Here is a 25,943-nt window from a genome sequence, read left to right as displayed (position 1 = left end):
ACCTCCCAGGACTGCTCACCGAGAAGGACCCCATGACGGAAACCTTGCCGCCGGCTCCGGAGAACGACCGGATCGAGCCGGTCGACATCCAGCAGGAGATGCAGCGCTCCTACATCGACTACGCGATGAGCGTGATCGTGTCGCGGGCGCTGCCGGACGTGCGTGACGGGCTCAAGCCGGTGCACCGCCGGGTGCTCTACTCGATGTTCGACTCCGGGTTCCGCCCGGACCGCGGGTACAACAAGTGCTCCCGCGTCGTCGGCGACGTCATGGGCAACTACCACCCGCACGGCGACTCGGCGATCTACGACGCGCTCGTGCGGCTGGCCCAGCGCTGGTCGATGCGGTACCCGCTGATCGACGGACAGGGCAACTTCGGTTCGCCGGGCAACGACCCGGCCGCCGCGATGCGGTACACCGAGTCCCGGCTCGCTCCGTTGGCCATGCAGATGCTGGCCGACATCGAAGAGGAGACCGTCGACTTCTCCGACAACTACGACGGTCGCACGCAGGAACCGGACGTGCTGCCGTCGCGGTTCCCGAACCTGCTGGTCAACGGTAGTTCCGGGATCGCGGTCGGGATGGCGACGAACATCCCGCCGCACAACCTGCGCGAGGTCGCCGACGGTGTCGTGTGGGCGCTGGAGAACCCGGAGGCGACCGACGACGAGCTGCTCGCCGCACTGCTCGTGCGGGTCAAGGGCCCGGATTTCCCGACCAAGGCGATGATTCTCGGCACCTCCGGGATCGAGGACGCCTACCGCACCGGCCGCGGTTCGATCCGGATGCGCGCGGTCGTCGAGGTCGAGGAGGACGCGAAGGGGCGCACCACGCTCGTCGTGTCCGAACTGCCGTACCAGGTGAACCCGGACAACCTGGTGGAGAACATCGCGCACCTGGTGCGCGACGGCAAGGTCACCGGCATCTCGGACATCGCCGACGAGACCAACAGCCGCTCCGGCATGCGGATCGTGATCACGCTGCGCCGCGACGCGGTGGCCAAGGTGGTGCTGAACAACCTCTACAAGCACACCCAGCTGCAGCAGAACTTCGGCGTGAACATGCTGGCACTGGTCGAGGGCGTGCCCCGCACGCTGCGGCTGGACCAGGTCATCCGGCACTACGTCAAGCACCAGATCGACGTGATCGTGCGGCGCACCCGGTACCGGCTGCGCAAGGCCGAGGAACGGGCCCACCTCCTGCGTGGGTACGTCAAGGCGCTCGACGCGCTCGACGAGGTCATCGCGCTGATCCGGCGGTCGCCGTCCGCGGACGAGGCGCGGCCGGGCCTGATGGAGCTGCTCGACGTCGACGAGATCCAGGCGACCGCGATCCTGGACATGCAGCTGCGGCGGCTGGCGGCCCTGGAACGCCAGAAGATCATCGACGACCTGGCCAAGATCGAGGCCGAGATCGCCGACCTCAAGGACATCCTGGAGAAGCCGGAGCGGCAGCGCATCATCATCCGCGACGAGCTGATGGGCATCGTCGACAAGTACGGCGACGACCGGCGTACGCAGATCATCCCGTTCGACGGGGACGTGTCGGTCGAGGACCTGATCGCGCAGGAAGACGTGGTGGTCACCATCACGCGCACCGGCTACGCGAAGCGCACCAAGACCGACCTGTACCGCTCGCAGAAGCGCGGCGGCAAGGGGGTGCAGGGCGCCACACTGCGCCAGGACGACATCGTCCAGCACTTCTTCGTCTGTTCCACGCACGACTGGATCCTGTTCTTCACGAACAAGGGCCGGGTGTACCGCGCGAAGGCCTACGACCTGCCCGAGGCCAACCGCAACGCCCGCGGTCAGCACGTGGCGAACCTGCTGGCCTTCCAGCCGGACGAGCAGATCGCCCAGGTCATCGAAATCGCGAACTACGAGGTGGCGCCGTACCTGGTGCTCGCCACGCAGCGTGGGCTGGTGAAGAAGACCAAGCTCACCGACTTCGACTCGAACCGGGCGGGCGGGCTCATCGCGATCAACCTGCGTGAGGGCGACGAGCTGATGGGTGCGGTGCTCGCCGCGGCCGAGGACGACCTGCTGCTGGTGTCCGCGGGCGGTCAGTCCATCCGGTTCCACGCGACCGACGAGGCGCTGCGCCCGATGGGCAGGCCGACCTCGGGTGTGCTGGGCATGCGGTTCAACGAGGGTGACGAACTGCTCGCCATCGGCGTGGTCAAGGAGGACAAGTACCTGCTGGTCGCGACCGACGGGGCGTACGGCAAGCGCACCCCGATCGCCGACTACCCGGTGCAGGGCCGGGGCGGCAAGGGTGTGCTCACCATTCAGCACGACACCAAACGTGGCAGGCTGGTGGGGGCGCTCATCGTCGACGAGGACGACGAGTTGTTCGCCATCACGTCCAGCGGCGGTGTCATCCGCACGCCGGCGCGCGACGTGCGCAAGGCCGGTCGGCAGACCAAGGGCGTGCGGTTGATGAATCTCGGGGAGGGCACCACTCTTCTCGCGGTCGCGCGCAACGCGGACGAGGGCTCGGACGTCGTCACTGATGGTGAAGCAGACGCCGACGGCGGTCCGGCCGCCGAAGGTGCTCCGGCCGCCGAAGCGACCGGGGAGCCGACGGCCGGGAACGAGCAGGCCGGGAACGAGCCTGCCGCAGAAGACGACGGTACGGCGCCGGAGCAGTGAGCGGCGCCCCACGCACGGGTAAGGACTGACTCAACGTGGCACCATCCGACAAGTCCGACGGCACGTCGGCCCCTCCGCCCTGGCAGCGCACCGCCAAGGACGGTGGCGGCGACTCCGAGGCCACGGTGTCGACCGGAATAGCCACCGAGGATGTGGTCTACTCGGAGCATGAGCAGGACGGATCGCGGGTGAGCGAGCACGAGTACCCCGTCTCCGGCAGCGCGGCCCCCCGGCTCTTCGGCGCCGAGCAGCCGCCGGCCGGGGACGTACCGCCGGCGGGCCGTACCCGCCCCACGCCGAGCGCGTTGCGCCGTCCGGGCCGCGGCCCGCGGCGGGCGAGCCTGCAGATCAAGCGGTTCGATCCGTGGTCGGTGCTGAAGCTGGCGCTGGTCCTGGGCGTCGCGTTGTTCTTCGTGTGGCTGGTCGCGGTCGGGGTGCTGTACACCGTGCTCGACGGCATGGGTGTGTGGGACAAGCTGAACGGCACGTACTCGTCGCTGGTCGGCGGCGAGGGCGCGAGCGCGGCCGCGGACCCGCTGATCAGCGCCGGTCGCGTGTTCGGCATCGCGGCGATCCTGGGTGCCATCAACATCGTGCTGATCTCCGCGCTGGCCACGGTGAGCGCGTTCATCTACAACGTGTCGGCGGACCTCGCCGGCGGCCTCGAGGTCACCCTGTCCGAGCGGGAGTAACCCGGTTGCGGGCCCACCACGGGCGTCCGGTAGAGTTCTCACCGTTCGACGGGCCCATAGCTCAGGCGGTTAGAGCGCTTCGCTGATAACGAAGAGGTCCCAGGTTCAAGTCCTGGTGGGCCCACACAGGTCAAAGCCCGGTTCACCACACTGGTGAACCGGGCTTTTTCTGTGGTGGGTGTCTAACTGGGTGACTAAGCTGCCCCGTTTTCCTCCTCGTCGCCGAAGATCTCGTCCATGGCTTCTGCCCCGTGTTCCACGATCGGGCGGAGCTGGTGACGGTAGACCAGCTCTGTGACTTGCGTTCCCTGGTGGCCCATCAGGCGGGCAATCTGCTCGATCGGCATGCCCCGGTCGGAGAGCAGGGACACGAAGCTGTGCCGCAGCTCGCGCGGTGTCCACTCCCTCGGGTTGAGCCCAGCGCGTTCAGTGATCTTGCGGAGTGCCCGCCGCACGTTCGCCGCGTCGAGCTGGGTGCCGGCGTCGGACGCGAATACGAGCCCTGTGTCCTGCCACCGACGACCCGCAAGCCGCTGCGCGAAGTCCTGCTTCACCCGATGGGCCTTCAACGCGGCGACGCACCGCTGTGGGAGCGCGAGCGAGCGACGCGACTTCCGCGTCTTCGTGTCGCCGTGCTCACGGACCGAACGCCACACCATGATGTGCGGTGGCTTGCCGTCCTCGGTGCCCAGGGACACGTGCGACCAGGTGAGCGCTCGCAGCTCTTCCGTACGGGCACCGACCAGCAGCGAGAGCACCACGTACGCACGCAGCGGGGTGTATTCCGCCGCGGCCAAGACCGCTTCCGCTTGCGTGAAGGTCAGCGACTTGGATGGACGTCCGGCCTGGCCTTCCGGAAGCTCGCACAGCAGCACCACATTGCGCTTCACCTTCTCCCGGGCCTGTGCCCGGTTGATCGCACGCACCAGGATCGAGCGCACTTCTCGTAGCGTCCGCGTGGACAGTACCTTCGCGCGTTCCGCCAGCCACCTGTCCACGTCGTCGGCGCTCAACTCGCGTAACTTCCGAGCACCGAGACGGCCGATCACGTGCTTGGTCGCCAGGATCGTGAGCTTGTCTCGCGTGGCCTTGCTTCGGCGCGGCAGCCCGAATTCCAGCCAATCCGTCACAGCATCGGCGACGGTGAAGTTGCGTGCCTCAGTCGGCGCGCCGTCCTCGATCTCTTGCAGAAGTGCGCGGAGCTTCTCCTTGGCTTCGGTCTTCGTGACACCGCGCGCCTTGCGCACGATCCGCTTTCCGTCCGGTCGGTAGCCGACCGTCGCTTCCGCGGTCCAGCGCTGCCGTGCTTCGTCCCAGTAGAGCCCGCCGTCACCGCGACTACGCCGCTTGGCCATATCCGGTCACCTCTGCTTCCTGAATGAGCTGGTCTACGTACTGCTGAATGGCTTTCGCCGGGATGAGCCGTGCCCGGCCCTGCTTCACGGAGAAGAGGCGGCCGGCGCGCAATAGCTCGTAGATGACCGATCGGCTCATCGAGAGCAGACGCATGGCTTCGGGAATGCGGTACAGGTGCCGCGCCGGAACCGGCGCCGGCGAAATGACGGCGTCCATGAGGTGCCTTTCGCGTCGTGAAGCTGGGCGGCGGTAGCGGTGTCGAACACGGCGCGCTCCTTCGCGGTGCGTGACAGGCCAGATCGGGTGTCACGGGTATTTGCGCTGGTCAGGTGGGTTGGGTGACTCTGGTGACGGGTGTGACAGGTGCGGTGTGGTCTCGGGTGTCACGGGCCGGTGGGGTGTGACAGGTACCGGAGGTGTCACACCGGCTGTCACTCCTGTTCGTGCTGGTCAGCGGGCGGGAGTGACAGTGGTGACAGGCGTGACGGGGCGGGGGTGTCACCGGTGGTGTGGCCGGGCGCGCTGTATTCGCCCCCGGGGCTTTTGTGGAGCTGGCCGGCGTCGGCCATGCGCTTGCAGGTCTGGCGGATGGTGCCCGGGTTGGCGTCGAGGGCTTCGGCGATCCGCGCGGGTTTCAACGTCCCGTGCTCGCGCAGCAGCCGGAGAATGTCGGCGCGGGTGTCGGCGACGAGGTGGTCGGTGGCGGGGCCGTCGAGTTTGGTCCAGGCGCCGGCGTGGGCGTCGAAGGTCATGGCGTAGTCGGTTTCTTCGACGTCGCGGCCGGTGACGTGCAGGACGCCGTCCGCCTGTCCGCGGCCGCGTTCGAGGACGAGGGTGGCGTCCATGGCGCCGGTGAGTCCGGCGGTTCCGGAGACGAGGTTTTGCCAGTCGTCGGCGCCTTGTTTGCGGACGTGGTGAATCAGCAGGAACGGCACGCCGTAGTGGTCGGCGAGTTCCTTGAACCGGGCGCCGGCGGCGTAGTCGCCGCTGTAGGCCGACGCGCCGGGGGCGACCGCGCCGCGCATCTTCTCGAAGGTGTCGATGATGACCAGCCGCGCGGCCGGGTTTTCTTCCAGCCACTCGACCAGGGTCGCGTCTCCGCCGGCGGTCATGCTGGCGCACGCGGTTTCCAGCGTCAGCAGCGGCGCCGGCCGTCCACCGGCGGAGATCTGCTGCCGGCGTCGGCGCTGCAGCCGCCGGCCGGTGTCTTCCAGGGCGCAGTACAGGACGGGGCCGCGTTCGACCTCGATCGCGTTCAGCGCGAGGTCGCCGTTGGCGATCGCGGCCCCGAGTCCGAGGGAGAGCCATGACTTCCCGAGCTTCGGCGCGCCGGCCAGCAGGTTGACCCCTTCGGCGAGCAGGCCGGGTACGGCCCACTTGACCGGTGGGAACTCCTCTCGCATGAGTTCCGCGTCCGTCCATCGGGTGCGGCGGGGCGGTGGTGTCGGCACGGCGGCCAAGGGCCGGGGCGTGGTCATGGTGTTACCTCCGAAGGAGAGGGGCGGTCAGGCGGCGACCGTGCGGGGCCGGTTGCGGCCGGCGCGCAGACCGGACGTGATGGTGGCTTCGGCCTCGCGGCGGGTGAAGTTGCTCGTGCCGATGTGCCGACCGGCCGCGGTGAGCAGTACGGCGCGGACGTCGTCGTCGGTGAGGGCGCCGCCGGCGACGAGTTGGCCGAGGGCGAGCGCGGCGCCGTACAAGGTGGCGTTGCGGTTGCTGGATGCGTCGGCGACTTTCCCGGCCTCGGCACGGATCGCGGCGTCGAGGTAGCGGCCGCGCCGGTCGCCGGCGGGACGTACCGGCCGGGCCGGCGGTGCCGGGAGCGGTGGCGGGGTGAGCCGTGCGGTGAGCCAGTCCGGGAGGAGGGCGGTGGGGCCGTCGAACAGGAACCGGTAGCGGCCGGCGTCGGTGATGGTGCCGGGGGCGACGACGTAGCCGCCCCATGCGCGGGTGTCGACTTTCCAGCCGAGTCCGTTGCCGCGGTCGCCGGCGGTGCAGCGCAACGCCACGTCCTCCGGCGCCCGGTAGTACAGGTGCAGCCCACCGGTGGGGGTGGCCACGGTGAGGGTGTCGCCGGGCAGGTCCTGCCCAGCCTCGTCGGCGAGTACCGCGAGCACGTCCTCACCGGACGTCGCGCCGGCGGTGGTCCACCGGTCCGGCACGGTGTCGCCGGGCTTGGCGGTGTCGAGGTCGAGCACACACAACCCGGACGGGCCGGTGGCGAGCCCGATCCCGTACGGGGCGTGGGTCCAGGCGGCGCGGATCTTGTCGGGGTCGGTGGTGGCGCGCTGCTCCCAGGTGCGGTGCCCACCGGCGCAGCGGCCGGTGCCGGGGCAGTCGTGGGCGCCGTGCCCGGCCGGGCGCTTGCTGCCCGGCCGGAGCGGGAACACGTGCCATCCGCGGGCCGCGGCGTCGAGCGCGGCCGTCACGGTCGTGGTGTCGGCCATGATCACTTGCCTCCGTTCGCGCGGTGGATGGCTTCACAGGCGGGGCAGCGCGGGTTGGTGAACCACGGGTTCTTGGAGCCCTTGAGCGGGAACTTCTGCCCGCACAGGGTGGTGAAGGTGCCGGACCACCACGAGGACGAGCCGCGGTGAACGAGGGGCTTGCTGGCCATTGGTACTCCTTCGTCTGGTGACGGTGTGTGCCTGTTTTCGGCATGGGTCGGCCGGCGCGGTGTCCCGGGGAGGGAGTCGCGGGCGGGGTGTTCGGGTGTGGGTTTCGGCGGGTTCTCGCCGGTGGTGGCCGGGTGGGTCCCTGGCCTCCCTGGTCAGGGTCGGTGCTGGTCAGGTGGGGGAGGTGGGTCCGGGGAGGTGGTGAGGGAGAACTCCCCGGATTCCGCGGCCTCCCTTACTCGGTTCCCTCGGTTTCGTCGGACTCGTCGCCGCCGAATTCGTCACGCTCGGCGATGGCTTCGCGGACGCGAGCGGCGCTGACTTGCATCACGCCCTGGGTCTTGTAGGGCTTGGCGGAGTCGGGCAGCGCCGCCTGCAGGTTGCTGAACGTCCAGCCGGTGTAGGTGGCGGGGTCGAGGTTCGCGAGGCCCTGCAGGACTTCCTGCGTGCGCATCCGGGCTTCGGTGCCGATGACCTTCGCAATGTCGGCGACGTGGTCGACCCGTTCGGCGCGGACCTCGGTCGGCGCGGCGGTCGGCACGGTCTGTGCCTGCAGTTCCATGGCGCGCTTGGTGACGCGGGCGGCGTCCTTCTCGTTGACGTAGAAGCAGCGCAGCAGGCCGGGTTGTGCGGTGAAACCGCGGGCCATGCAGGTGCCGACGTCGCCGGGGCCTTCGTCGGTCTTGGGGGTGAGCCCGACCGCGGAGATGCCGGCCTTGTACGAGCCGGTCCCGAGCACGGCGTCGTTGGCCATCTGATCGCCGATCGCGAAGCACGCCTTGTTGCTGGCCACCGAGGTGATCTTGCGCGGCAGCGCGTCCTTGGACGGTTCCGGCGTCAGAAAAATCAGGGTGATTGCGTACTTCCGCGCGGTGGACATCAGCTTGGACGCGACCTCGATGGCGGTCTTGCCGTTCTTGCCCATGAACAGGTTCTGACACTCGTCGATCACCACGACCCGCGGACGGAGCCGACTGTCCTTTTCGGCCACTTCACGGTTGACCGAGCGGACCCCGTGCTGCTGCAACGCTTGCCCGCGCACGGTCAGGTCGTCGTAGAGCTCGCAGAGCAGGTTCAGGCACTTGTCCACGGTGTCGTCGCCGGCGCCGGTGGTCAGCGAGTTCAGCCGGGGTTTCATCGGGTCGTAGTCGGCGTTTTCGGCCATGACCACGACGTCGATGACGGTCAGCGGGTCGAGCATCGAGCCGAGCACGAGATCGATCGCCAGGGTGGACTTGCCCGAGCCCATCATGCCGCCTTCGGCGTAGTTCGCTTCGGCCAGCCGGCCGTTGACCACGTCGCCCTTGAGCGTCACTCCGACCGGGACACCGGCAAAGTAGTCGGTCTGCGCGTTGTCGAGGTCTTCCAGCAGCGGCCACGGGTCCACCGGTCCGGACAGGGCACCGGGCTTGGCCACCCACAGGTCCAACATGGACGGTTGCGGTTCGGTCGGCCACACCTCCCGCGGATAGCGGACCAGGTTGTGCGCCAAGGTGGTCTTGCGCTTCACAATCTCCTCGACCGGGCAGGCCGGGGGCAGCGCGACCTGCGCACGCCAGCCCTTGCCGTCCACGTGCGGCAGGGTCACGAACTTGATCCGCCACCCTTCCTTGACCGCGCGGTTGAACCCGGGGATGTTCAGGTTCTTCAACGCGTTCAGGATCGTGTTCTCGTCCGGCAGCTCGTCCATCGTGCTGCCCTCGGCCGGCGGGGTGAGCCAGGTCGGCATGTCACCGTGGGTGCGGCCGGTCTGATACAGGTAACCCAGACCGAGCACGGTGCCCCCGAGCAGGAGAAACACCCCGTAGGTGGTCAGGAACCACACCGTGAACGCGATCGCGTCGAGCACCGCGCCGATCGGGGCGAGGATCTGGCCGGCGTCGCCGTTCTTGACCGCGAGGATGAACCCGAGGGCCAGCAGCAGCCCGGTCAGCCCGAGCAGCCCGACAACAACGGTTTTGATCACCTTCCCGGGTGCGGACACCCAGTCCTGGACCCGGTCGTGGCGCCGCTGCTTCTCCGCGACGTCGGCTTCCTGCCAGTACCGCAACGCGTCCTGATCACCGGCGGCTTCCGCGGCGCGCATCTGCCGCTCGTACCGGTTCGCGCCGTGCGCATCCCGCCACCGCCGGACAACCAGCTTCGCCCCGGCGGTCGGGTAGGCCACCACGTGCCGGAACGCGGCCTTGGTGCGGTCGTGCTTGACGACGTTGCGGGCGGTGCGGGCGACCACGACGGCGTCGTTGCGGTACCCGGCCCAGCGGGCGAGGGCCTGTTCCTTCTGGGACCGACGACGTTCGTACTCCTCTGCCGAGAGCACCTCGTCGGCTTCCAGTACGGTGCCGGTGTCTTCGCGGGCGGGCAGGCGGTGAACGGTCGCGAGTTCACCGGCGGCGGTGTTCACGGCCGGGTTCGCGGATGCGTCGGCCGGGGTGTTCACGGACGGTTCGTCGGGGGTGTTCACGGGCTGGTCTCCCTGGCGTTCGCGGTCGGCGGTGGTGGACATCAGGCGGCCTCCCTCAGGTCGGCGGGCTCCGGGTCGGCCGTGGCCGGTTCGGTGTCGGGCAGTTCGGCGGCCAGGGCGGCGGCGACGCTGGAGGAGGTGCCGCGGGCGCAGTCGGTGACGCTGCGGACCCAGGCCGGGGTGATCTCGGTTCCGGGGGCCCAGGCGGCGCGGGCGTCGGCGACGTAGTCGGCCAGCAGCTTCCGGCCCGCAGGCTTGGCCTTGCTGGGCTTGCGGGCGGGCTTGCGCACCCGGACCGGCTTCGCCGCGACGGGTGCGGCGACGGCGGCGAGTTCCGCAGCGGCCAGGGTCGACGGCCCGGCCGGCGCGGGCCGGACCCCGGCCGCCGTGCCGGTGTGGGTGTGGTCGGCGGCGACGAGGACGGCTTCGGTGAGCTTGTCGCGCAGCACCGGAGCGGTCTCCGCGGCGAGGAACACCAGTACCGGCGGGACCGAGTGCAGCGCCACCCCGGCCACGTCCAGGCGGGTCCAGGACTCCCAAGTGTTCATGACGTAGGTGGCCAGGAACGCGAACCACTTCGTCCGGTGCGCCCATACCCCGGTCGATACCTGGTACCGGGCGGTGATCTGCTCCGCCCGCAGCACCGCCACGAGGACGAGGGACACCATCGGGTCCAGCAGCCATCCCGCGAACCAGCCCAGCGACCACACCGGCGCACCGGCGGCGGCGAACTGCTGAACGTTGACCATCGTGAACGCCAGACCCAGGAAGATCCCCAGCCAGATCACGGCGTCGACCTGCGCGCGGACCTTCTCCACCCGCAACGCGACCACGTCCGGGTGGTTGGCCAGGCGCCGCACCTGCGCCGCCGCGGCGGCGTCCTGTGCGAGTTTGTCCGCGTCCGTGAGCGGCACGTGCCGCGCGTCGGTCGGGGGGTTCATCACGCGCCCTCCTTGAGTTCGCGGCTACCGGCGGGCAGCGCCGGCAACGAGGTGGTGTCGGTGGTGGTGATCTGGTGCGGCGCACCGTTCTCCGGGCCGCGGTGGCGGCGGCGGACGGCGATCTCGTGCCCGGCCCACGCCACGACGGCCACGACGGTGCCGAGGGCGAACCAGCCTGATACCAGGGCGGCCAGCACGAGCGGGGCGGCGACGGCCGCGAGTTCCGCGGCGTGCCACACGATCCACTGAATCGCGGCGTCGGTGCGGGTGTGTGCGTGTCGAGTGGTCATGACGGTCACCTCCTTCTCAGCGGGGCGGGTAGATCCGGCCGGTACGGGCCTTGCGCAGCAGCCGGGACCAGCGGATTGCGCGGGCCACGACCCACACCCCCGCGGCGGCGGCCGGGAGCGTGACCCACACGGTCGGGACGAACAGCACGAGCACGATCAGCACGGCGACCTGCAGCGCACACCCGCGCAACGCGGCTTCCGCATCGTGGGCGACGGCTTCGCAGTAGGCCTCTTGCCAGGTCATCCACATCCGGTCGTTGTGTCGCCTACGCATGCCGGGCCTCCTTCGTGCTCTCGTGCGGGAAAAACTGGTTGATCGGGCCGCGCGGTTCGCGGCTGGCCTGGGCGGTGGCGTAGCGGTCGAGTTCGCCCATGACGCCCTCGATCACCCGCGCCACCAACACCACCGGGATGCGGACCAGGTGCAGCAGCAGGAACAGCAGCACCGTCACCGCGTGCCGAATCAGGGCCAACGTGCCGAACCGGGACAGGACCTCGAACGTGGACACGGCTCACCACCACCCGTTCCAGCCGCACGCGTCGCATGAGGCCTCGTCCTGCTCGCCGATGTCGCCGCGGCCGAGCAGGATTTCCACGGCGAATTCCTTGCAGTTCGGGCACTCTCGCAACGTGTGGGGGCAGTCGTCCCAGCTGTCGTGCTCGTCTTCGCACTCGTCGCAGTAGAAACTCATCGGTTGCTCTCCTTGGCGCGTTCGCGGGCGATGCGGTCGTTTTCGCGGGTGATGTGCTCGTGCAGGTCCCACGGGTCTTCCGGTGTCGGGTTCATGCCGCGGCCTCCACCTGGCCGCCCTGCTCGTCGTCGAAGCAGTCCCAGCACTGCCGCGTCGAGGTCGGGACGCAGTAGTCCTGCACCCGGGCGCAGTCCACGCAGGTGCGGCGGGCTTCCATCGCGTGGTCCATCTGCCCCGGCGCCGCGGCCCGCTTCGGCGCGGCCAGCTCGACCGAGAACAGCTCCGCCACGGTCTCCCGGGCGTAAGGGCGTTGGTGGCGAAACACCAACAGCGCCACCGGGTCCTGTCCGTTGCGCCGCAACCCGGCGTCCCGAAGCTGGGCCGTGGTCAGCAGCGTCGAGGGCGCCTCACCCCACCCGAACACCGGGAGCTGGTCGCGAAAACCGCGGCACAAGGCGATGTGGTGCGTGCGGCCGTCGAACACCCGGGTCACCTGCTGCTTACGGTTGCGGGGGTTCATCGGGCCATCACCGCCACCGTCGGGTCCGCCGACAAGGCCTCGACCGCCGCGGCGTACGCGGCCGGCGTCCGAGCGGCGAGAATCCCCAGCGCGGCACTGACCTGGCCGCTGTCCACCGAGGCGTGGTAGTCGAGGAAGGCCAGACTCTCCACCCGCTGCGCGAACGCGGCGAACACCTTGCGGTACAACGGATACCCGGGCAGTGAACGCGGCAGGATGGTCAGGTGCACCGCCGCGGACAGGACGTTCAGGCACCGCGCGGTGGCCGGGTCGGCCAGCATGTCCACGATGTGTCGCAGCGGCCGGCGGGCCGCCTCGGTCTCGACCAGATCGGCCATCTCCTGCAGCGCCGGGGCGTAAGTGTCGGCCAGCTCCGCGACCGCGGTCGCGGCGGCACCGGCGAACAGGACCGCCACCGGGCCACTCGCCGGCTGTCCGGCACCCGATACGGGCTCTACCATCGGAGTCTCCTTCGTACGGTCTTGCGGCTGAACGTGGGAACCCGACGCGGCGAGCGCGTTCTTGGCGGGATGAGCCGCCGCGTCGGGGTGAAAGACCAGGCGGGCCGCCATCACGCGGCCTCGTCCTCGACCAGGTCCGTGACCTGCACCCGGACCGGCAGCGACCGCAACACCGTGCGGCCGGCGCGGCGGCGGGTGCGGTGCGCGCGGCGCTGGTCGTTCAGGTCGCACAGGAACGCGGCCTCCGCCGCGTGCTCCTCGGCATCCAGCTCGCCGTACACGTCCTGCAACAGCGCATCGATCGCCGCCTCAGTTAGCCCGTCCGGGTAGTAGCCCTCCCCCTCGATCTCGCCGGCGAACAGCGGAAAACGGTCGAAGCCAGTGCGGTGGTAGTTGGTGCTCATCAGGAAGCCCTTTCGGAAGAAGTTGCAGGTCAGGGGAGTGTCAGAACGACTTGAAGAAGGTGACGACGCTGTCCCACACGTGGCCGACGAAGTGGGCGGACTCGAGCGGCGAGGTGACGACCTGCCACAGGACGAACGCCACCAGGGCGAGTACCAGCAGCTTCGCCTTGAAGCCAGAGCCGCCGAGGCCCCGAAGCGCCTTCTTCGTGATCGCCTGCTTGCTCATGGGCTCCTCCTTGGTTCGGGTTCGTCCGGGGTGATCCGGACCACCAAGAAGCTAACAGTTGAATGGATACCAGGTCAACTGTTAGGTCTAAATTCAAGTGAAATGAGTCTCTGAGCTGCGGGAACACTGAGCGGTCCTGATAGGTTCTGGTATGGTCACCAACCAGTTGATCCAACGGGCGTGCCGTCCGCCCAGCTAGGAGTCCGCATGTCTCGCCCGCGCAGCTCATTGACCCGGTCGGAGCCGCTTGCGCAGCAGATCGCCCGGAACGTCGAGAACGACATCCACGCTGGCCGGCTACGGCACGGGCAGCGGCTCGCTTCGTCGCGCGAGCTTGCTCAGGAGTGGGACGTCAGCGTCTTCACGATTAACGAGGCCATGGGCCTGCTCGCAAAGAAGGGGCTGGTCGTGAGCAAGACGCGGTCTGCTCGAACCGTGAACGCGCCGAACCAGGAGGTGCGTCGCGAGGTGACCACATCGGTGCCCCAGGTGCTCATGATCGGCGGCTACGCCGGGAGCGGGAAGACGGAGCTCGGGCGGGTGCTGACTCGCGAGACGGGCTGGGCCATGCTCGACAAGGATTCGTTGACGCGCTTCGTGGTGGAGGCGGCTCTTGAGGTGATGGGCCTTTCGCGTAACGACCGGGAGTCCGAGACATACCTGACCAAGATTCGCCCCGCCGAATACACCTCTTTGCTTGAGGCGATGACGGAGAACGTTCAGGTCGGGAATAGCGTGATCGTAACGGCGCCGTTTCTTCGGGAATTTTCAAGCGAAGAGTGGTTGAACAGGCAAATTGCGGCTTGTCGGAAGCTGGGAGCGAACCTGACGATCGTGTGGGTCTACTGCGATGAAGACACCATGCACACGTACGTAAAGCATCGTGACGCGCCGCGGGATGGCGCCAAGCTTGCGAACTGGGGCGGTTACATGGAGGGTGTAAACCTCGAATTCCGGCCGCCCGTTCCTCATGTCGTCATAGACAATTCGGTGGCGGGAGAGCTCTTGGTGGACCAAGCGCGTCGGCTTGTCGCTCAAGTGACGGAAGAAGTGGGGAAGTAGTGACAGAGAAATTCAAGGTGCTCGTCAGTACCGAGTCCGACGATACCGTTGGGCATGAGCTGCTTGCGCGAATCGCGGGTGTCGAGGTAGTTGGCTACGACCCCACCGTGGAGGCGCTCTCCGACGAGCAGCGTTCTGCCGATGCACTTCTTCCGCCATATCGAAGCAGCCACCGGCCGATCCGACTGCTATCGCAGCTACCTCACTTGAAGATGGTGCAGCTCTTGTCTGCCGGGGCGGACGAGTGGGCAGGCGACGTCCCAGCATCGATCTCCTTGGCGACGGCGCGTGGCGCGCACGCTGGGCCGGTCTCGGAGTGGGTTATGTCGGCTATCCTGGCCCAATTTCGGCGGTGGCCGGCGCTTGTTCGATTCCAGGATTCGCATACCTGGGCGCACCGGAAGTTCGATGCGGATACCCTCGCGGGCAAGAACGCCTTGATTGTGGGAGCGGGCGCAATCGGCGGTGCCGTTTCCCGGCGCCTTGCTGCTTTCGAGACAAGGTCCACGCTGGTAGCGAGCAAGCCGCGGAAAGGTGTACATGGACCGGATGAGCTACCTCACCTGATTTCAGGTCACGCGATAGTTGTGGTCACTGCACCGTTGACCAGCGAAACGCTCAGGCTTGTTGACTCCGAATTCCTTGCGAAGATGGATGACGGCGCTTTGCTGGTGAACGCTGGGCGTGGGCAGATTGTGGATACCAGCGCGCTGGTAACAGAGCTGCAGTCCGGGCGCTTGCGCGCAGCCCTTGACGTCACCGATCCTGAGCCGCTGCCCGCGGACCATCCGCTCTGGTCATGTACTGGCGCGATTGTCAGCCCGCATTCCGCACGTACGGTCCCCGGAACCAACGCGCTGTGTTACCAGGTAGCGGCCGAGCAGATCTCCGCTTTCCTGCAGGGAACGAAGCCGGCGAACCTCGTTACGGACCGCCCGGCGGCGAACTAGCGTGTGTCCTCCGAGTGCCCGGAGCGCGGCCGGTTCGGGCCGACGCGCGGTCAGCATGCACGGCCGCCGCGCGGCCTTCTCAGGCTGCAGGAATGGGCCATAGCGTGCGCTCTGAGGCGCTTCCTGGCGGGTTATCTCGGGTGTCCTGGTGTAACTGGACCCGGGGGAGCGGCTCAGGGGCGCTCAGCGCCGGTTCTTCGGGGTCGGTGCGACACTCGGGAGCACGTCGCGCCTGTCACACCTGTCACTCTGTCACTTTGTGGGTTCTGACCTGCTGTTTTAGGTGTGACAGGGGAGTGACAGTGCTCGGTGGTGCGTTCGTCCCACACTCTCTCTATGTCACTGGTGTACCGCGGAGACGGGAAGACGGCTGGAACAGAGGGGAACTGACCCCCCTCTGTTCCAGCCGGTTTCCCCTGGCGGGTGGGTGACGAAGTGAGTGACAATCACGGCGGAACCAGGCGGACGTGCACGGACGTTCAGGGAACCTAGACGTGCAGGTCAAACGGTACTTCCGAAGGTCAGCGCAGGGCCGAATTGCCCTGATAACGAAGAGGTCCCAGGTTCAAGTCCTGGTGGGCCCACACCCAAGCCCGGTTCACAGTCTCTGTGAACCGGGCTTTGTGTTGTCCGGGCTGTATCGTCCGGGCTGTGCCTGTTATCGACGTGCCGGTGACGTGACCATGGGCCGGCGACACGTCAGCCCTGCCGGGAAGAGAATGACCGGCAGGGCTGAACTCTGCGTGGGCCGCCCTCGCTCCGGCCCGGTGGTGTCAACCACTGCGTGGCCGCCGGTATTCCGCTTCGTTCCACGTGGAACGAACCGCCGGACCGGCCGCTCGGTGGGTGCAGTAGCATTGTCGGAGTAGCACAGGGAAAGTCGCAGAAGGGGGCTCCAGGTGAAGAAGCTGCTGGCACTCGCGGTCGTCGCGGGCGGCGTGCTGTTCGTCGTCAAGCGCAACAAAGCCGCCAAGGCCGAGGCCGACCTGTGGCGTGAGGCCACCGCTCCCACCGGCCCGATCTCGTCGAACGGCAGCACCCCGGCCAAGGCCGCGGACGCCTCGCGCAACTGACCCACCCGCGGACCTCGTCCGCACCGGGCCTGTAGCTCAATTGGTAGAGCACCGCCTTTGCAAGGCGGGGGTCAGGGGTTCGATTCCCCTCAGGTCCACCGAAAGTTCGAACCCTGTCGCGCGTCACAGCGGGGCAGGGTTTCTTCGTGCCGGCGCCCGACCTCGGCGAAAGAAGCCGCGTGCCTCGCGGGTCGGCTGCTAAGCAGGGGGCAGGAGCAGCGGTAGCCGCGCCATCAGCGGCTCGACCGTTTCCGGAGGCGTTCCTGTGACGACCATGGCGTTCAGTGACCGGGCCGCGGCGACGAGCATCCGGGCCTGGACTGCCGGTTCCTCGTAGGGCGGCAGCTGCCCGTCGGCGATGGCTGCCGTGATGAGGCGTTCGCACGGCGCCACCATCGCTTCGTGCCACGGGGACGTCTGGTCATCGGCGGGCGGCACACCGAGGTCGGCGAACAGCAGGTACGCCGACGGCTGATCCTGGGCCGCCCGCAGTCCGGAGACCAGCAGATCCCGCAGTCCGGCGAGCGGGTCTGCCGGCAGCGAGACCTCTCGCGCCATCGCCGTGACCATCCGTACGCCGGCGTCCTGCACGGCTGCGCCGAAGAGGCTTTTCTTGGTGGGGAAGCAGTTGAACGCCGTACGCACCGCGACGCCCGCTGTCCTCGCCACGTGTTCGATGGTCAGCTCGTCGTAGCTCGACGAATGCGCGAGCTCCTGGCACGCGGCAATCAGCCGTTCGGAGCTGTCGCGCTGGTCGTCGCCCTTCTGTGCCCACCGGTAGACGGTCGAGGGCGCCACGCCGAGTTCGCGCGCCACCCGCGCCGCGCCTTCGCCATGCTCGCCGAACGCCCTGGCCACCGCTTCGCGGCGCTGGGCGGCGGTCGTGGGTGCGGGACGGGTCATGGCTCCGATTATCCTCTTGCATAGTCTGCATCTGCAGTGCACTATATGCGAGACAGTCGAAGGAGGGGTTCCCATGGGACGGATCGACCCGCTGCCGCGAGAATCGCTGCCGCAGTACGAGGAAAAGTTCGAAGCCACGACCGAGTTCATGGGCGTCTTGCCCAACTCGCTGCTGACGATGGCCAAGAAGCCCGAGCTGTACGAGGCATTCATGGAATGGTCGTTCGTCGTGCTGCGTCCCGATGAGGTCGACGGCGGCTTCAAGCAGTTGATCGCGATGCTGGCGTCGGCCGCCCAGGGGTGCCGCTACTGCCAGGCGCACACGGCCAACCACGCCAAGGTCTTCGAGGTGGACGACGCGAAGATCGAAGCGGCTTACGAGTTCGAGACCTCTCCGCTGTTCTCGGAAGCGGAGCGGTCCGCCCTGCGCGTGGCCTGGCACGGCGGAATGAACCCGAACCAGGTGAGCGACGAGGACTTCGCCGAGATGCGCAGGCACTTCAGTGAGGAGCAGTGCATCGAGATCGTCGCCGTCATCGCGTTCTTCGGCCACATGAACCGGTGGAACGACACGATGGCGACGACCCTGGAGCAAGCGCCGCGCGAATACGCCGAGCGGCACCTCGTGGAAAAGGGTGGCTGGGAGATCGGCCGGCACGTGGAGGCCGGGGCATGAGCGACCGCGAGCAGGGCGGGTTCGCCACCGCGGCGGACTTCTTCGCCGCCATGGCACCGGAAAGCGGCGCCGAGCGGATCGGCGGCACCACCGGCGTCGTGTGCTTCGAGATCGTCGGTGCCGGAACCTGGACGGTCACGATCGACAACGGTGCGATCACGGTGAGGGCCGGCGCGACCGACGCTTCCCACACGAGGGTCAGCACCGACGAGGAGCACTTCCTGTCCATCGTCGGTGGGCAGGCCAGCGCTCGCCGCCTCTTCATGACCGGCAAGGTGAAGGTCAAGGGCAAGCTCGACCTGGCGATCAAGCTCGACAAGCTCCTGGCCCGGGGGGGGGGCGCCCAAGCCATGAGACGCCCTGTCCGCGGCGCGAAAAACGCGCAGCTGGGCCGGCCGGAGGTCGGTAGGACGCGACCGATCTGTTCAAGACAGTTCGCGCCGAACGTGTCACGGTGGAGCGGTGACTGTGAACTTCTCCGCTGCCGCGTCGTTTCTCGCCGGGCACGCTCGGGTGCTCGATCGACGGCGGTTCGCGCTGATGCAAGGGACCGCGCGGGCGGCGGACGTACTGGCCGCCGTCGAGAGTTACCGCAATCCCGACGGCGGTTACGGCTGGGGTCTGGAAGCGGATCTGCGTGCGCCGGAAAGCCAGCCGGGCGGAGCGTTGCACGCGTTGGAGGTGTTCGCCGAGGTCGCGCCGGTGACCACCCCGCGCGCAGCGGAGCTGTGTGACTGGCTGACGTCGGTGTCCCTGCCCGGTGGCGGGTTGCCGTTCGCCTTCCCAGTCGCCGATCCGACGGCCAGCGCACCGTTCTGGACCTCGGCCGACCCGACGCGGTTTTCCTTGCAGAGCACGGCGTTCGTCGCGGGTACCGCGTTGCGGGTGGCCGAGGGAGACCCGGCGGCGGCGCAGCATCCGTGGACCGTCCAGGCCACCGAAGTGTGCCTGTCGGCGATCAGGGAGATCACCGAGCAACCGCACGCGATCGAGTTGTCCTTCGCGATCCGATTCCTCGATGCCGCGAGCGGCCGCTACCCCGAAGCCGGCGAACTGCTTGCCCGGTTGGGAAGGTTCATCCCCGACGACGGCATCGTGCCGGTCGCCGGAGGCTCGGCAGGGGAAGTGTTGCGGCCACTGGACTTCGCGCCGGTTCCCGGACCGGCGCGAAGCCTGTTCCGCCCGGAGGCAGTCGAAGCGGACCTGACGCGGCTGGCCACCGGGCAGCAAGCCGACGGTGGCTGGCAGGTCGACTTCGCCAGCTTTTCCCCGGCCGCCGCGCTGGAATGGCGTGGTTACGCGACGGTCGGCGCGATCTCCGTGCTGCGGGCCAACTCCCGGCTGTCCTGATCGGACTCACGGCCAGAGGCGCTCGCGGACCCAGGAATCCCCGTCGAGCCGGTAACGCAGGCGCAGGTGCCGGCGGTCGTGCGCGGCCTGCCAGAACTCGACTGTCGCGGGACGGACGAGGTACCTGGTCCAGGTTTCCGGTGCGGTGCCGGGGTTTTCCGCCACCCAGCGCTCGGCCTCGGCGGCAGCTTCGGTGAGCTGTCCGTGATCGGCGAGCACTTCCGACTGCCGGCCGAGGTACGCCTCGACGCGTGAGGCCGGCGGCCGCGCCAGGAAGTCGTCGGCGGACGCATCGGCCGAAGCGGGCGTCACCAGGCCGCGCGCCCGCACCTGGCGACCGCGGCCCGGCCAGAAGAACGTGAGCGCGGCACGGGGGTTCGCGCTCAGCTGCCGGCCTTTCGGGCTTTCCGAGCTGGTCGCGACGGCCCATCCGTCCGGCCCGACGTCCTTGAGGATCACCACGCGGGCGTCCGGCGCACCGTCCTGATCCACTGTGGACAGCGTGACCGCGTGTGGTGCCAGTACGTGCTCACCGGCTTCGGTGAGCCAGGTGAGGAACAAGTCATCGGGTCGTTCCGGGGCCGCGGCCGGGTCGAAGTCCGGAAGCCGCTCGGGGAACGAAGGCCAGCCACGCAGGGAAACCATTCCCCGACGATAGGCCGCCCGACGACCGCCGGTCCACCCTCATCCCACGGCCACCAGCGCCGGCGACAAAACCCGGGGCACGGTGACCTCGATGACCAAGCCGCCGCCTTCCCGCGCGCGGGCGTGGATCGTGCCGTCGTGCGCGGTGACGATGGCGTGCACGATCGACAGGCCCAGCCCCGCGCCGTTCGGCGAGGCCGTGCGTTCGACCCCGCGGCGGAACGGCTCGAACAGGGCGGCCACCGCGGACTGCTCGATCACCGGGCCGGTGTTGGTGACGCGCAGCAGCCCCTCCCTGCCGACCTCGACCAGGACCTGACCGCCGGGCACGTTGTAGCGGACCGCGTTTTCCACCAAGTTGCGCGTCAACTGGCCCAGCAGCAGGCCGTCCCCGGCCACCGGGCAGCCGTCCGGGGCGACCAGCGTGATCCGCGGCCCGCCGCCTGGATCGGCCGCGGCGTACTCGCCGACTGCTTGCCGGACCACCGCGTCCAACGCCACGGTGTCGCGCTCGCGGAGCCCTTGTTCGCAGGTGGCCAGGGTGAGCATGCCGTTGATCAACGCGATGCAGCGGTCGTTGTTCTGCAACAGGTCGTCGCGCACCCGGCGTACCCGCTCCGGATCTGTGCCGGCAAGTCCGATTTGGAGCGTGGTGCGCGCGACCGCCAGTGGGGTGCGCAGTTCGTGCGAGGCGTTGGCGATGAACCGGCCTTGCGCGTGGAAAGCGTTGTCCAGCCTGGCAAGCAGGTCGTCGAAGGTGTCGCTGAGGTGTTTGAACTCGTCGTGGGGACCGTGCACGCCGATGCGCTCGTGCAGATTGGCACTGGAGATGCGGCGGGCCTGCGCGGTCATCCGCCGCACCGGCTTCAGCACGCGCCCGGTGACCCACCAGGTCAGCAATCCGGTGAGCGCGGTCATCGCGAGCAGTGCCACTATCCACTGCGTGAGCAAAGTGGACAGCGTGTCGTTCCGCCAGATCGCGACACCTTCGGCCGTGCCGGGCACGGAGCGGTGCGCTTGCCCGCCGCCCCTCACTTGGATCGGGGCGATCACGACCTGATTTTGGAAGTAGATGACGGTGACGACGACGCAGCCGGCGACGAAGAACACGCCGGTCTGCAGCACGGTCAGCTTCGCCCGGATGCCGAGACGGCTCAGCACGGAGGATCCACGATCCGGTAACCGACGCCCGGGAGTGTTTCGATGACGGCCGGTTCGCCGAGCTTCGCACGCAGCCGGTGCATGGTCATCCGGACCGCGTTGGTGAACGGGTCCGCGTGCTCGTCCCAGACCGACCGGAGCAGCTCCTCGGCGCTGACCACCGCACCCGCCGCGGCCAGCAGCTGCGCCAGCACGGCGAATTCCTTGTTCGTCAGCGACAGGTACCGTTCGCCGCGGGACACCCGGCGATGCGCGGAGTCGAGCACGACGTCGCCCCCGCGCAGCACGGGCGGCGCGGCCTCCCGGGGCCGGCGGCCGAGCGCGTCGAGCCGGGCGACCAGCTCGTCGAAGTCGAACGGCTTGCCCAGGTAGTCGTCGGCGCCGAGGCGCAGCCCGGCGACCCGCTGCCGCACGTCGGACATCGCGGTCAGCATCAGCACCCTGGTTCCGGCGCCTGCCGAGGCGAGGCGCCGGCAGACCTCGTCGCCATGGGTTCCCGGCAGGTCCCGGTCCAGTACGACGACGTCATAGCGACCGGTCCCGAGCTTGTCCAGTGTGGTGTCCCCGTCGTGGGCGAGGTCGACCGACATCGCGTTGTCCCGCAAGCCTTCCGCGATGTACCCGGCGAGGGTCTTCTCGTCTTCGGCGACCAATACGCGCACGAGCGATCTCCGTCCTGCCTTTTTCCGCACGGTAGCAGCGCCGCTGTTTCGAAACCGTAACGCGATCCTGTGGGTTTGCTCTTATTTTCCTGAAAGGACGCTGATACCGGGGCATCGGTAGATCTGGTGGGGCAAGGCCAACACGGTTTGGCAGAACACCGAGAAAACGGAGGAACACCATGGGCAAGCCGGTCGGCGGACGTACCTTCCCGCTTCCGATTCCCACCCGCCCCAGCGGTGGCGTGTCGATCGTCCGCAACCCGGACGGCAGCATCTCGATCGTGCGCAACGACGGGATCGGCGGCCCCGGCCACCCGACGCACCCGCGTGGCTGACCGGTACCGGAGGGGAGTGGGGCGCCGCGACTGCGGCGCCCCACCGCGTACGGGAGGACGAAGATGCCGACCCAGCAACAGGATTCCCCGCACGGCGTGACCGCGACAGTGCTGGCTCCGGTGCTTTCGGCACGGGCGGTGCTGCGCCGGTTCTGGCCGATCGCGCGCCGGGAGCGCCGATGGCTGGCCCTCGGCGCGCTGCTGTTGATCGGTGCGGCGGCCGGGGACGCCGCGGCGATCTGGATGTTCTCGGTGATCACCGACGGCGCGCTCACCACCGGAAATCTGTCCGCGTTCTGGGTACCGGCCCTGGAATGGGTGGGACTGGTGGTGCTTTCCGGGGGACTGGTCTTCGCCGGCCACTACCTGACAGCCCGGGCGGGTGAGCGTTTTCTCCTGCGCCTGCGTGACCGGGTTTTCGCCCACGTTCAGACGCTTTCCCCGGATTTTCTGGAAAGGCGCAAACACGGCGATCTGGTCGCGCGGCTGACCTCGGACGTCGAATCGGTCGAGGCGCTGGTCAATTCCGGGCTCGTGGAAGCCGCGACCTCGGTGCTCACCGTCGTGTTCTTCGCGACCGGCGCGCTGCTGCTGCGCTGGGAACTCGCGCTGGCCGCGTTCGCCGCCGTGCCGCTGTTCGCGGTGGTGGCCAAGAACTTCTCCCGGCGGATCGGCACCGTCGCCCGGAAGGAACGTGCCTACCACGGCGAACTCGTCTCGGTGGTGGAAGAAGATCTCGCCAACCTCGCCGTGACGCAGGTGTACAACCGGCAGGACACCGAGAAGGAGCGTTTGCACCGGCACGGGCTGAGCTGGATGAGCACGAAGCTGTCGCTCGTCAAACTCGGCGCGCTGTACTCGCCTTCGGTGCACCTGCTGGAAACCGTGTGCGTGCTGAGCGTCATCGGCTTGGGCACGTGGGAAATCGCGCAGCACCGGATGACTTTGGGGCAACTGTTCGCGTTCGCGGCGTTCCTCGGTTACCTGTACCCGCCGGTGCAGAGCCTCGGCACGCTCACCCTCACCGTCGCCGCTGCCTCGACCGGGTCGGCGCGCCTGATCGAACTCCTCGACGCGCGGCCGGCCGTGACCGACGCGCCCGGTGCCCGGCAACTGCGTGGCGCGCGAGGCGAGGTCCGGCTGGAGCGGATTTCCTACCGGTACCCGGGATCGCCGCAGTGGGTGCTGCGGGACTTCTCGCTGACCGTGTACCCCGGCGAGCTGGTGGCGGTGATCGGTGCGAGCGGCGCGGGCAAGTCCACCATCGCCAAACTGCTGCTGCGGTTCGACGACCCGGTTTCCGGCACCGTGCGGCTCGACGGGCTCGACGTCCGTGACCTGACCCAGCATTCCCTGCGGTCCGGCATTTCCTTGCTGCCGCAGGAAACGGCCGTCTTCCACGGCACGATCGCGGACAACATCGGCTACGGCCGCGACGGTGCCACGATGAGCGAGATCGTCGCGGCGGCCGAAGCGGCGGACGCGCACGCGTTCATCACCGCTCTGCCGCAGGGCTACGACACTGTGATCGGCCGCAACGGACACGGCGTCTCCGGCGGTCAGCGCCAGCGCATCGGCATCGCGAGGGCGCTGGTCGCGGACACCCCGGTCCTGGTGCTCGACGAACCGACCGCCAACCTGGACGAACTCTCGGCCCGGCGGGTGGCCGAACCACTGCGCCGGCTGGCCGGCGGCCGCACCACCATCCTGATCACGCACGATCCCGCGCTGGCAGCCATCGCCGACCGGACCGTCGTGGTGCCCGGCGGGCAGGACCCGCACCCAGCCGGCGACGATCCGCGGTGGCACGCGGAGACACTGCGGCTGCCGCAGGTCGGACGGCCGGGGTGAGCCCGATCAGCGACCGTATGGCGGTTGCCCCGGCGGCGGGTAGTGCGGCGGATGCGGACCGGGCGGCCCCGCGGCCGGCGGTGGCCCGGTCCGCGGCTGCGGCCCCGGCGGAATCGGCTGACCGGGAAACCCACCTGGCCCGGGAACACCTGGCTGCCCGGGAACGCCTGGCTGCCCGGGAACACCGTAGGGCTGACCGGGTGCCGCTGCGCCGTATCCCGGTTGTTGCCGGGCCTGCCACTGCAGTTGCTGGAAGGCCTCAGCGGGCTGGGGGAAGCAGAACAGCAGCTTCGCGTTCACCGAGCCCTGTACCGCGGCTCCCCAGAACTTGCCGCCCACCCAGGCGTACGTCGCGCCCGCGTGCGGGTCCACCGCGACCATCCGGGTTTCGCCGCCGAACTGGTTGCCCGATTTGGCGCTCGCCAGCTGGGCTGCGTCCGGGTGCACGCGCCCGACCAGTCCGGCGATCACCACCGACGCCGCGGTCCAGCCGACCGTGCCCTGCACGTTCGCGCGGGCGTGCTGGGTGGCCAGGCCGGTGAACTGGTGCAGGGTCTGCGCGTCGATCTCCGGGTAGGCCGCGGCCACCACGCAGTAGTTCATCGTGGACAGCATGATCGACTCGGTGAACAGGCCCACCGCGGCCTGCACCGGCCCGATCCGCACGGTGTTCAGCCGGCCGCCGCTGCGGGTCACACGCTCGGCGACCACCTGCAGGTACTGCTCCGGCGTGAGCACGGGACCTCCTGGCTGAACGGGGAGTTCCGGCCATCGTCGCACGGGGAAAGCTTCGCGGTGACCTCACCGGGCATGGTTGACTGTGCGCGCCATGCGACGAATTCTCCTGCTCGCCCCCGCTCTGGTCCTGTTCGCCGGCTGCAGTCCGGCCGCACAGGTCCCCGGGACGCCGCAACCTTCCCCCTCCTCGGCGAGTTCGTCCGCCGGACTGCCGCCCGATCCGCAGCCGGCGCGTACCGCGGAGTGCCCGTACCTGTCGGAGGCACAGGCGGAGGACGCGAACGGTCAGCACGTGACCGAGGTGAAGGTGTCCGACGACCAGCCGCACCCGGCGTGCTTCTTCTACCGTCCGGACGGTGGTCTGCAGCTGACAGTGCGCGTGTACGTGGGCGAGAGCGCCACGGCGACGGCACTCGTGGACAAGGCCGCGCCGGTGGACACGTCCAACCCCGCGTCGGAGCCCGCCGGGTGGAAGGGCGGCTACCAGCCGTCCGACGACGGCGTGGTGTACGCGGTCGCGAAGGGGCCCGCGGCGGTCATCGTGTCGAGTAATCAAAAGCAGAGCATCAAAGCACGCACAGTGGCGAAAGAGGCCATTTCCGCCCTGAAGCTCTGAGTAATGACCTCCACACGGGTGAGTGAAGTTGATCTTGTATTACCCTGTGCGGCACGCGCAGGCGACGAGCACTCGCGCGGGCGGGTGCCCGTCGGCACCACCAGCACTTCACCATCCAGACGACAAGGACAGATTCGTGGCTGACACCCTCAAGGAAATCCTGCTCGACTCGAGCCGTCGCCCGACCGTGGTCACCGACCTCGAGGGCCTCGTGGACGCCGAGGTCTCCGACAAGGGCGGGGTCTCGGGCGCGGTCGTGAAGACCGGCTTCGCGGCCGTCAAGAAGATCAAGCCGGGCATCATCCCCGCCGCCGTCGACAGCCTGCTCGACGACTTCGCGGTCGCCCTCGAGCCGTTCTACGGCGACTACCGGACCAAGGGCGGCGACGACTTCGGCGCCTACCTCACCGGCCGCTCGGACGAGGCAGCCGACGCACTGCTGAGCGTCACCGACTCGCGCGCCGACAAGAGCAGCCGCGACAGCATCAAGAAGGTCTACTCGAAGATGCGCCCGAACGGCAAGAAGAACGTCGAGGAGGCCCTCCCGCGCCTCGGCCAGCTGATCGACAAGCACGCCGCGACGGCCTGAACCGCCTGAGCACCGCAACG

At 68.7% G+C, this 25,943-nt stretch carries 31 protein-coding genes, 2 tRNA genes and 1 pseudogene; 14 read left to right on the top strand and 20 right to left on the bottom strand.

Going from position 1 to position 25,943, the window contains the following annotated elements:
- Positions 1-32 precede the first annotated feature (32 nt).
- The 3 genes from gyrA (at position 33) to BJY18_RS23305 (ending at position 3,467) form a co-directional block, all read left to right on the top strand.
- Entirely contained in the window at positions 33-2,651 is a 2,619-nt protein-coding gene (gene gyrA / locus BJY18_RS23315; protein WP_184781978.1) for a DNA gyrase subunit A, read from the top strand.
- Positions 2,652-2,686: 35 nt separating this feature from the next.
- Positions 2,687-3,343 carry a DUF3566 domain-containing protein gene (locus BJY18_RS23310; RefSeq protein WP_184781977.1) on the top strand — a complete coding sequence of 219 codons (657 nt, stop codon included), beginning with the start codon at positions 2,687-2,689 and terminating at the stop codon, positions 3,341-3,343.
- A gap of 50 nt (positions 3,344-3,393) precedes the next feature.
- A tRNA-Ile gene (locus BJY18_RS23305) sits at positions 3,394-3,467 on the top strand.
- A 70-nt stretch (positions 3,468-3,537) separates the two neighbouring features.
- Here BJY18_RS23305 and BJY18_RS23300 read toward each other — a convergent pair.
- From BJY18_RS23300 to BJY18_RS23230, 15 genes are all read right to left on the bottom strand, one after another.
- Complete coding sequence (locus tag BJY18_RS23300; protein WP_184781976.1) at positions 3,538-4,698, bottom strand: site-specific integrase; 1,161 nt, start codon at positions 4,696-4,698, stop codon at positions 3,538-3,540.
- Positions 4,682-4,915, bottom strand: coding sequence for a helix-turn-helix domain-containing protein (locus tag BJY18_RS23295; protein ID WP_184781975.1), 234 nt, complete (start codon positions 4,913-4,915; stop codon positions 4,682-4,684). Before BJY18_RS23295 ends, BJY18_RS23300 begins: the two co-directional genes overlap by 17 nt.
- 215 nt (positions 4,916-5,130) lie before the next feature.
- Positions 5,131-6,177 (bottom strand): AAA family ATPase, encoded by a 1,047-nt coding sequence (locus tag BJY18_RS23290; RefSeq protein WP_184781974.1) that lies wholly within the window; start codon positions 6,175-6,177, stop codon positions 5,131-5,133.
- 27 nt (positions 6,178-6,204) lie between these two features.
- A complete protein-coding gene (locus BJY18_RS23285) occupies positions 6,205-7,146 on the bottom strand; it encodes a bifunctional DNA primase/polymerase (protein ID WP_184781973.1) in 942 nt (313 codons plus the stop codon).
- A 2-nt stretch (positions 7,147-7,148) separates the two neighbouring features.
- On the bottom strand, positions 7,149-7,316 hold the full coding sequence (locus tag BJY18_RS23280) for a hypothetical protein (protein ID WP_184781972.1): 168 nt from the start codon (positions 7,314-7,316) through the stop codon (positions 7,149-7,151).
- Positions 7,317-7,549: 233 nt separating this feature from the next.
- Positions 7,550-9,820: a hypothetical protein gene (locus BJY18_RS23275; protein WP_246458952.1), complete on the bottom strand. Its 2,271-nt coding sequence runs from the start codon at positions 9,818-9,820 to the stop codon at positions 7,550-7,552.
- The gene (locus tag BJY18_RS23270) at positions 9,820-10,719 is read right to left on the bottom strand and encodes a hypothetical protein (protein WP_184781971.1); all 900 of its coding nucleotides are present in this window, start codon (positions 10,717-10,719) and stop codon (positions 9,820-9,822) included. The genes BJY18_RS23275 and BJY18_RS23270 overlap by 1 nt, the downstream gene beginning before the upstream one ends.
- Positions 10,719-11,009, bottom strand: coding sequence for a hypothetical protein (locus tag BJY18_RS23265; protein WP_184781970.1), 291 nt, complete (start codon positions 11,007-11,009; stop codon positions 10,719-10,721). Before BJY18_RS23265 ends, BJY18_RS23270 begins: the two co-directional genes overlap by 1 nt.
- Before the next feature lie 16 nt (positions 11,010-11,025).
- Positions 11,026-11,283 (bottom strand): hypothetical protein, encoded by a 258-nt coding sequence (locus BJY18_RS23260; protein WP_184781969.1) that lies wholly within the window; start codon positions 11,281-11,283, stop codon positions 11,026-11,028.
- Positions 11,276-11,518: a hypothetical protein gene (locus BJY18_RS23255; RefSeq protein ID WP_184781968.1), complete on the bottom strand. Its 243-nt coding sequence runs from the start codon at positions 11,516-11,518 to the stop codon at positions 11,276-11,278. Before BJY18_RS23255 ends, BJY18_RS23260 begins: the two co-directional genes overlap by 8 nt.
- A gap of 3 nt (positions 11,519-11,521) precedes the next feature.
- Complete coding sequence (locus BJY18_RS23250; protein ID WP_184781967.1) at positions 11,522-11,701, bottom strand: hypothetical protein; 180 nt, start codon at positions 11,699-11,701, stop codon at positions 11,522-11,524.
- Between the two features lie 91 nt (positions 11,702-11,792).
- The gene (locus tag BJY18_RS23245) at positions 11,793-12,221 is read right to left on the bottom strand and encodes an RRQRL motif-containing zinc-binding protein (protein WP_184781966.1); all 429 of its coding nucleotides are present in this window, start codon (positions 12,219-12,221) and stop codon (positions 11,793-11,795) included.
- Positions 12,218-12,682 carry a hypothetical protein gene (locus tag BJY18_RS23240; protein WP_184781965.1) on the bottom strand — a complete coding sequence of 155 codons (465 nt, stop codon included), beginning with the start codon at positions 12,680-12,682 and terminating at the stop codon, positions 12,218-12,220. Before BJY18_RS23240 ends, BJY18_RS23245 begins: the two co-directional genes overlap by 4 nt.
- 110 nt (positions 12,683-12,792) lie before the next feature.
- On the bottom strand, positions 12,793-13,086 hold the full coding sequence (locus BJY18_RS23235; RefSeq protein WP_246458951.1) for a hypothetical protein: 294 nt from the start codon (positions 13,084-13,086) through the stop codon (positions 12,793-12,795).
- Between the two features lie 40 nt (positions 13,087-13,126).
- A complete protein-coding gene (locus BJY18_RS23230) occupies positions 13,127-13,312 on the bottom strand; it encodes a hypothetical protein (RefSeq protein ID WP_184781964.1) in 186 nt (61 codons plus the stop codon).
- Positions 13,313-13,519: 207 nt separating this feature from the next.
- Between BJY18_RS23230 and BJY18_RS23225 the strand changes: the two genes are divergently transcribed.
- From BJY18_RS23225 to BJY18_RS23210, 4 genes are all read left to right on the top strand, one after another.
- A complete protein-coding gene (locus BJY18_RS23225; RefSeq protein ID WP_184781963.1) occupies positions 13,520-14,374 on the top strand; it encodes a P-loop nucleotide/nucleoside kinase family protein in 855 nt (284 codons plus the stop codon).
- Entirely contained in the window at positions 14,374-15,324 is a 951-nt protein-coding gene (locus tag BJY18_RS23220; RefSeq protein ID WP_312873932.1) for an NAD(P)-dependent oxidoreductase, read from the top strand. The genes BJY18_RS23225 and BJY18_RS23220 overlap by 1 nt, the downstream gene beginning before the upstream one ends.
- Positions 15,325-16,223: 899 nt before the next feature.
- Complete coding sequence (locus BJY18_RS23215) at positions 16,224-16,397, top strand: DLW-39 family protein (RefSeq protein ID WP_184781962.1); 174 nt, start codon at positions 16,224-16,226, stop codon at positions 16,395-16,397.
- 25 nt (positions 16,398-16,422) lie between these two features.
- Positions 16,423-16,495: transfer RNA gene (locus BJY18_RS23210), tRNA-Ala, on the top strand.
- A 100-nt stretch (positions 16,496-16,595) separates the two neighbouring features.
- Here BJY18_RS23210 and BJY18_RS23205 read toward each other — a convergent pair.
- A complete protein-coding gene (locus BJY18_RS23205) occupies positions 16,596-17,300 on the bottom strand; it encodes a TetR family transcriptional regulator (protein WP_184781961.1) in 705 nt (234 codons plus the stop codon).
- A gap of 73 nt (positions 17,301-17,373) precedes the next feature.
- Between BJY18_RS23205 and BJY18_RS23200 the strand changes: the two genes are divergently transcribed.
- The 3 genes and pseudogenes from BJY18_RS23200 (at position 17,374) to BJY18_RS23195 (ending at position 19,326) form a co-directional block, all read left to right on the top strand.
- Positions 17,374-17,976, top strand: coding sequence for a carboxymuconolactone decarboxylase family protein (locus tag BJY18_RS23200; RefSeq protein WP_184781960.1), 603 nt, complete (start codon positions 17,374-17,376; stop codon positions 17,974-17,976).
- Positions 17,973-18,290: pseudogene (locus tag BJY18_RS38090) on the top strand (SCP2 sterol-binding domain-containing protein); the annotation flags it as partial. The gene BJY18_RS23200 and the pseudogene BJY18_RS38090, both read left to right, overlap by 4 nt.
- Positions 18,291-18,438: 148 nt before the next feature.
- A complete protein-coding gene (locus BJY18_RS23195; RefSeq protein ID WP_184781959.1) occupies positions 18,439-19,326 on the top strand; it encodes a hypothetical protein in 888 nt (295 codons plus the stop codon).
- A 6-nt stretch (positions 19,327-19,332) separates the two neighbouring features.
- Here BJY18_RS23195 and BJY18_RS23190 read toward each other — a convergent pair whose 3' ends face one another.
- The 3 genes from BJY18_RS23190 to BJY18_RS23180 are packed head-to-tail and all read right to left on the bottom strand — an operon-like array spanning position 19,333 to position 21,794.
- Entirely contained in the window at positions 19,333-19,971 is a 639-nt protein-coding gene (locus BJY18_RS23190) for a pyridoxine/pyridoxamine 5'-phosphate oxidase (protein WP_184781958.1), read from the bottom strand.
- A 39-nt stretch (positions 19,972-20,010) separates the two neighbouring features.
- Positions 20,011-21,132 carry a sensor histidine kinase gene (locus tag BJY18_RS23185; RefSeq protein WP_184781957.1) on the bottom strand — a complete coding sequence of 374 codons (1,122 nt, stop codon included), beginning with the start codon at positions 21,130-21,132 and terminating at the stop codon, positions 20,011-20,013.
- Complete coding sequence (locus BJY18_RS23180) at positions 21,126-21,794, bottom strand: response regulator transcription factor (RefSeq protein WP_184781956.1); 669 nt, start codon at positions 21,792-21,794, stop codon at positions 21,126-21,128. Before BJY18_RS23180 ends, BJY18_RS23185 begins: the two co-directional genes overlap by 7 nt.
- A gap of 179 nt (positions 21,795-21,973) precedes the next feature.
- Between BJY18_RS23180 and BJY18_RS23175 the strand changes: the two genes are divergently transcribed.
- Together BJY18_RS23175 and BJY18_RS23170 are read left to right on the top strand one after the other, a co-directional pair.
- The gene (locus BJY18_RS23175) at positions 21,974-22,129 is read left to right on the top strand and encodes a hypothetical protein (RefSeq protein WP_184781955.1); all 156 of its coding nucleotides are present in this window, start codon (positions 21,974-21,976) and stop codon (positions 22,127-22,129) included.
- 63 nt (positions 22,130-22,192) lie between these two features.
- A complete protein-coding gene (locus BJY18_RS23170) occupies positions 22,193-23,980 on the top strand; it encodes an ABC transporter ATP-binding protein (RefSeq protein WP_184781954.1) in 1,788 nt (595 codons plus the stop codon).
- Between the two features lie 6 nt (positions 23,981-23,986).
- On the opposite strand, the gene BJY18_RS23165 is transcribed toward BJY18_RS23170, so the two are convergent.
- Positions 23,987-24,718, bottom strand: coding sequence for a hypothetical protein (locus BJY18_RS23165; protein ID WP_184781953.1), 732 nt, complete (start codon positions 24,716-24,718; stop codon positions 23,987-23,989).
- A gap of 91 nt (positions 24,719-24,809) precedes the next feature.
- On the opposite strand from BJY18_RS23165, the gene BJY18_RS23160 reads away from it, so the two are divergent.
- Positions 24,810-25,334 carry a DUF2020 domain-containing protein gene (locus BJY18_RS23160; RefSeq protein ID WP_184781952.1) on the top strand — a complete coding sequence of 175 codons (525 nt, stop codon included), beginning with the start codon at positions 24,810-24,812 and terminating at the stop codon, positions 25,332-25,334.
- 136 nt (positions 25,335-25,470) lie between these two features.
- Positions 25,471-25,923, top strand: coding sequence for a DUF6918 family protein (locus BJY18_RS23155; protein WP_184781951.1), 453 nt, complete (start codon positions 25,471-25,473; stop codon positions 25,921-25,923).
- The last annotated feature ends 20 nt before the right edge of the window (positions 25,924-25,943 follow it).

Source organism: Amycolatopsis jiangsuensis, from assembly GCF_014204865.1.
GTDB lineage: Bacteria > Actinomycetota > Actinomycetes > Mycobacteriales > Pseudonocardiaceae > Amycolatopsis > Amycolatopsis jiangsuensis.
This window is presented reverse-complemented; position numbering and strand designations above follow the sequence as displayed.